This window comes from Candidatus Rokuibacteriota bacterium (genome assembly GCA_016209385.1).
Lineage (GTDB): Bacteria > Methylomirabilota > Methylomirabilia > Rokubacteriales > CSP1-6 > JACQWB01.
The window spans coordinates 23,502-29,501 of record JACQWB010000036.1 but is presented as its reverse complement, the minus strand read 5'-3'; the positions used below and the strand labels follow the sequence as shown (position 1 = coordinate 29,501).

Genomic DNA, 6,000 nt, shown 5'->3' with positions numbered 1-6,000 from the left:
GATGTTCGCGCTCCTGGCGACCCGCTACATGAAGGAGGACGGCCCCACCGAGGAGGCCCTGGCGGCCGTGGAGCTGAAGAACCACGACCACGGCTCGCTGAACCCCAGGGCCCATTTCCAGAAGGAGATCACCCTCGAGCAGTACCAGCGGGCCCCGAAGGTGGCCGAGCCCCTGGGGCTCTTCGACTGCTGCCCCACCACCGACGGCGCCGCCGCCTGCATCCTGACCCGGACCGAGCTTGCCTCCAAGTTCACCGACCGCTACGTCGTCATCCGGGGGATCGCCTACGCGGTCACGGCGGGCTACTGGAACACCCAGTTCGACCAGTCCTGGTCCTTCACCTCCTTCCGCTCGACCCGCGAGGCCGCCCAGGCCGCCTACAGGATGGCCGGCGTGACAAACCCGGCGGAGGAGATCGACGTGGCGGAGTGCCACGATTGCTTCACGATCACCGAGATCGTGAACTACGAGGACCTGGGCTTCGCCAGGACGGGTGAGGGGTGGAAGTTCGCGACCGGCGGGGTGACGAAGCTCGGGGGCGATCTGCCGGTGAACACCTCGGGCGGCCTCAAGTCGTGCGGCCATCCGATCGGAGCCTCCGGGGTCCGGATGATCAATAACATCGCGGACCAGCTCCTCGGACGGGCCGGCAAGATGCAGGTCAAGGGCGCCAAGGTGGGGCTTGCCCACAACCTGGGTGGGCCGGGAGCCGTCTCCGCGGTCGCCGTCCTCTCTCAGCCGTAACCGACCTCGTCTCCCCTTCGTCATGGGCCGCGGCCCCCGGGGCTTGGCGCTCCTTCTGCTTTCGGGGTGCCTCCTCCTCTCGGGGCCCGGCGAAATTTTTTCGGGCCTCGCCTCGTGGCTGTCCTCGCCTGCGGCTCGTCGGGCGCCCCTCGGCTCGAACTACGACACTGCCGGCTCCTGCGAGCCGACCTCCATTGCCAGGCCGCCCGCCGACGTCCGCACCGCTCTCGTCTTCTCCGGCGGCGGGGCCAAGGGCGCCTGGGAAGCGGGCGTCGCGGCTGAGGTTGTCGCCAGAGGCGTTCCGGTCACGCTCGCGGCGGGGACCTCGGCCGGAGCGCTCAACGCGACCCTCGTGGCGGCCGGGCAGCCGGAGCTCCTGGAGGAGCTGTGGCGCGGGCTCAGCCGCGAGCAGGTCTTCTTCCTCCGCCCGTCCATCTTCTTTGCGGGCCTCCTCCCCGGGTGGCTCACGCTCTGGCGGGTCAACCACGCGGGGTCCCTCTTCGACTCGAGCCCGCTCCGCGCCCTGATCGAGTCCCGGCTCGACCTCGAGCGGGTCCGCCGGTCCCCGATCCGCCTCCTGGTCGTCGCGGCCGACCTCGAGCGACGGAGCAAGCGGCTGTTTGACAATTCCTCGGTGAGCGTGGACGCTCTCATGGCGAGCGTCGCGGTCCCGGGAGCCTTTCCCCCGGTGACGGTGGAGGGGCGCCTCCTGTTTGACGGCGGGCTCACTGGGCGGGCGCCGGTGCTCGACGCGCTCGAGTCCGGGCTCCCCGTGGACCGGGCCCTGGTGATCATGAGCTATGCCACGGGCGAGGAAGGCGCACCGCCCACGACGATCCGCCGCGCCGTGGAGGAGGCATTCGAGATGGGAATGACCTACCAGATCCGGCGGGACGTGGAGCTGGCGCGCCTCAAGTACCCGGGGGTCGAGATACAGCTCCTGACGCCGTCCGCGCCGCTCCTGCTGCGCCCGTTGGAGTTCGAACCGCACGCGTTGGCCGAGGCGCTGGAGCGCGGCAGGGCGGATGCGCTGGCGTGCCTGGCGCGACTGGGTTATTAGCCACGAATCGCGCGCACGGAGGACGACAATGGCTGAGCTCACCAAGCGCTACATCGTGATGGCCATGGCGACGGAGGCCCCCTTCGACGTGAACGACCCCGACGGTGCCTTTGTGCTGAAGCCCTGGAAGGACCCGGCTGCGCTTCGCGCGCTCGAGACCTATCGGGAGAACTGCTACCCCGAGCTGGCCCGCGACCTGGAGGCCTGGACCCGGGCAATCAAGGCTGGCCCGGTCGTGCGCGGCGGGGTGGGGAAGCGGAACGAGCCGTTCGTGAAGGTGACGCGGCCGGCCTCCGCGCCGACGCCCAAGGCGAAGGCCAGGCCGAGGAAAAAGGCGGCGGCCAGGAAGAAGGCCGGGGCGGCGAAGAAGGCGAAGCGCCGGTAGGGGGATGCGCGAGGTCGATCTCGTCGCCGACCTGGTCGCCGGGGCGCGGCGTCCCGTCGTCTTCACCGGGGCCGGCGTGAGCACCGAATCCGGGATTCCCGACTTCAGGAGCCCGGGCGGGATCTGGGACCGCTTCGACCCCGACGAGTTCAGCTACCAGAACTTCGTCGGCAGCGTCGAGGGGCGGCGGAAGTACTGGCAGCTCGGCCGCCAGATCTACACCGTGGTGCGAAACGCCCAGCCGAACGCCGCCCACTACGCGATCGCCGACCTCAACCGGATGGGCAAGCTCGACTGCTGCATCACCCAGAACATCGACAACCTGCACCAGAAGGCCGGGCTCCCGCCCGAGAAGGTGATCGAGCTCCACGGCAACGCCACCCGCGCGCGCTGCCTCGGCTGCGACGCCCGCTACGCGCGCGACGAGATCCAGGGGTGGCTCGAGTCCGGGGTGGAGGTCCCGGCGTGTCCGGCGTGCGGGGGGATCATCAAGCCCAACACGATCCTCTTCGGCGAGGCGATGCCGGCGCGCGAGACTCTCGAGGCCGAGGCGCGCGCTAAGCGATCGGACCTCTTCATCGTGGTGGGCTCATCGCTCGTGGTCTACCCGGCGGCGATGATGCCGCTCTACGCCAAGCGGGAGGGCGCCAGGCTGGTCATCGTGAACCTCTCGGAGACGCCCCACGACGCCTACGCGGATGTCGTGATCCCGGGGAAGGCCGGGCCCGTGATGGAGCAGATCCTCGAGCGCGTCAAGTCGCGCCTCGGCTGACCGGAGCGCCCCATGGCCATCCCCCTCGGGCCGGCCGTCGAACGGCTGACCCATTCCCGCGCCACCCACCAGGCGATCGCCCCCTTCTCCGAGAGCGGAGACCTCTCGACCGACGAAGGCTACCGGATCCAGGATGCCCTCCGGGCGGCCCTCGAAGCCCGCGGGGAGCGGAGCATCGGCTGGAAGGTCGCCTTCACGAGCCAGACCGCCCGGGAGACCTTCAACGCGCACGAGCCGGCCTCCGCGTTCCTCCTGGCGGCAGGGGTCTTCTCGAGCGGCGACGAGGTGCCGACGGCGCGCTTCGTCCAGCTCGCCGTCGAGGCGGAGATCGCCTTCCTCCTGAAGTCCGATCTCCGGGGCCCCGGGGTGACGCCGGCCTCGGCCTTCCTTGCTGTCGAGGGCGCGATGCCGGCCCTCGAGCTGATCGACATCCGGTTCACCGGCGCGCCGCGCGCGGCCGACCTGATCGCCGACGGCCTCTACGCCAACGGCATCGTCCTGGGACGGCCGTTGACGCCCGTGCCCGGACTGGACCTGGCCCTCGAGGGGATGGTCGCCGAGGTGAACGGTCGCGTGGTCGCCACCAACACCGCCGCCGAGGTCATGGGGAACCCGCTGAACTCCCTGGCCTGGCTCGCCAACCACCTGGCCCAGCGGGGCGTGGGGCTGAAGGCGGGGGAGCTGGTGATGAGCGGCTCGATCTCGAAGCTCCTCCGACCGAAGGCCGGCGATCACGTGCGCGCCGCCTTCACCCGCCTCGGTTCAGTCGCGGCCCGCTTTGCCTGAGCGCGCCTTCAGCGCTGGCCGGTGCCGACCAGCGCCCGATCCTTGCGCTCCCGGCGCTCAACCGCTATTCTTTGAGCGGCGCTGGCGTGCGGGCCGCCGGCCGATGGCAGGCGCGACAGCGACGCTTTCCGACTCCGGACACGGCGCGTTGGACCCTGGCAGCTCGTTCCCGAGAGTGAGGCGACCATGGCCGCGAAGGCTCCGCGACAGTACTGGCAGCGGGCAGGCAAGGGGAGCGTGCAGCCCAAGCTGGTCATCATTCAGGAGGATGAGGCCAGCGAAGCCGTCCGCGAGTGCTTCGACGAGATCACCGCATCACTCGGATTCGCGGTGGTCAACGTCATCTTCCGCGCCTTCGCCAAGTACCCGCGCTTCCTCCGGCTCCAGTGGGACTTCCTCCGGCCCAACGCGCTGACGCAGGACTTCTTCGACAAAACCGAGGTGCTCCGCCGCCAGGCGCTGGCGATCGTGCGGGAGCACTTCACGGTGGGCGACCACCGGGCCGTGCTCAGGATGCACGGCTCCTCGGACGACGCCATCAAGGAGATCAAGGCCGTCCTGGACTTCTTTCTCTACTGTGACCCGTTCCTCCTCCTGATGGCCTCGGCGCTTCAGTCGTCGCTGGCGGGGAAGCCGTTGCCCGGCAAGCCGTGGGCCCATCTCCTCCCCCACTACACCCACCCTACGCGGGTCCTGGAGGTGCGGCTGGTTGAGATGGACGAGGCCCCGCCCCACCTGCAGACTGTGTATCGCGAGATCATGAAGATCTCGGCCCTCACCTTCGTGGCGTCCGACTACCGGGCCCTCGGGCGCTGGCCCGACTACCTGGAGCTGGCCTGGGAGGAGTGGAAGAAAAAGATCCCCACGCCCGGCTACCAGCGGGAGGTGCGCGAGCTGAACGAGTTGGCCGTGGCGCTGGCCCTGGACCTGCCGTTCCCCCTGGCCATCAACGCCCAGACGCTGAAGCAGGCCGGCTTCGCCCCCGCGCAGATTTCCGACATCCTGCTCACGGCGGACTTCTTTCAGGGGCTCCTGCCTGGCCTCATCACCAACATCGCAGCCTTCAAGATCGGCCTCGAAGGGGGCAACCATCCCGCCCACAAGCTGTGAGGCGGCGGGCCACCTCGAGGGCTGGGATCGAGGTCGCCCGGAGGAGAGGAGACTCGACGATGCCACCCGTCCTGTACGAGCAGAAGGACAAGGTCGTCACGATCACGATCAACCGGCCCGACGCGATGAACGCGGTTGATCCGGAGACCCAGCAGGCGCTGGTGGACGCCTGGACGCGGTTCAGGGACGACGAGGCCGCCTGGGTGGCGATCCTCACCGGCGCCGGGGACAAGGCCTTCTCGGCCGGAGCCGACCTAAAAAAGCTCATCCCGGCGGCCTTCAAGGCGGGCGGGCCTGCCCGGCACAACCAGTTCGGGCTCGGCGGGATCACGCGAGGGCTCGAGATCTGGAAGCCGATGATCGCGGCGATCAACGGCCACTGCCTCGCCGGTGGGCTGGAGCTGGCCCTCGCGTGCGACCTGAGGCTCGCCTCCCCGAACGCCACGTTCGGCCTCACCGAGGTCCGCTGGGCCATCATGCCCGGCGCGGGAGGGACCCAGCGACTCCCCCGGGCGGTACCGCTGGCCAAGGCCATGGAGATGATCCTGATGGCCCAGACCATCGATGCGGAGGAGGCGTACCGGATCGGGCTCGTGAACAAGGTCGTGCCGCTCCCCCAGCTCATGCCGACGGCGCTCGAGTGGGCGCAGACCCTGTGCGAGCGGGGGCCGCTGGCCGTCCGCGCCGCCAAGGAAGCGATCATCCGCGGCCTCTCGCTCCCGCTGGCCGATGGTCTCAGGCTCGAGGCGTTCCTGTCCGGCACGCTCCGTGGGACCGAGGACGCCATCGAGGGTCCCAAGGCCTTCGCCGAGCGCCGAAAGCCCGAGTTCAAGGGCCGGTGAGCCCGGAGCGACGCCGGGGATGAGCCGGGAGTGGGAGCTGTTGGGGGTCCGGGGACTCGCCGCGACGGACGAGACCGCCGAAGAGTTCACGGGCACTTTCCTGATCCACCCGCTCGGGAGCAGCGAGCCGGTGGAGGCGATCCAGGTGCGGGTCAAGCGCTCGATCCTCGCGGAGCTGTCGGCGACCCTCACCCGGCTCCTCCAGCGCTCGACCCGCTTCACGCCGCCGCCGCGGTGAGCGGGGTCCAAGAAAGCCCTTGACCATGTCTCCAGGTCTGTAGTTGGATTAACGCGGCGCCG

The 6,000-nt window shown here is 69.8% G+C and carries 8 protein-coding genes; all 8 read left to right on the top strand.

All coding sequences use genetic code 11. From position 1 onward, the window contains the following. The coding region (locus HY726_02585; GenBank protein ID MBI4607880.1) for a thiolase family protein at window positions 1-745 on the top strand (745 nt) is incomplete at its 5' end. A 43-nt stretch (window positions 746-788) separates the two neighbouring features. Continuing rightward, complete coding sequence (locus tag HY726_02580; GenBank protein ID MBI4607879.1) at window positions 789-1,805, top strand: patatin-like phospholipase family protein; 1,017 nt, start codon at window positions 789-791, stop codon at window positions 1,803-1,805. 28 nt (window positions 1,806-1,833) lie between these two features. After that, on the top strand, window positions 1,834-2,190 hold the full coding sequence (locus HY726_02575; GenBank protein ID MBI4607878.1) for a hypothetical protein: 357 nt from the start codon (window positions 1,834-1,836) through the stop codon (window positions 2,188-2,190). Window positions 2,191-2,194: 4 nt separating this feature from the next. Next, entirely contained in the window at window positions 2,195-2,962 is a 768-nt protein-coding gene (locus tag HY726_02570; protein MBI4607877.1) for a Sir2 family NAD-dependent protein deacetylase, read from the top strand. Between the two features lie 12 nt (window positions 2,963-2,974). After that, window positions 2,975-3,748 (top strand): fumarylacetoacetate hydrolase family protein, encoded by a 774-nt coding sequence (locus tag HY726_02565; GenBank protein MBI4607876.1) that lies wholly within the window; start codon window positions 2,975-2,977, stop codon window positions 3,746-3,748. Window positions 3,749-3,934: 186 nt separating this feature from the next. Next, window positions 3,935-4,858, top strand: coding sequence for a hypothetical protein (locus tag HY726_02560; protein MBI4607875.1), 924 nt, complete (start codon window positions 3,935-3,937; stop codon window positions 4,856-4,858). Window positions 4,859-4,917: 59 nt separating this feature from the next. After that, a complete protein-coding gene (locus tag HY726_02555) occupies window positions 4,918-5,700 on the top strand; it encodes an enoyl-CoA hydratase/isomerase family protein (protein ID MBI4607874.1) in 783 nt (260 codons plus the stop codon). 19 nt (window positions 5,701-5,719) lie between these two features. Beyond that, complete coding sequence (locus HY726_02550; GenBank protein MBI4607873.1) at window positions 5,720-5,938, top strand: hypothetical protein; 219 nt, start codon at window positions 5,720-5,722, stop codon at window positions 5,936-5,938. Window positions 5,939-6,000: the final 62 nt, after the last annotated feature.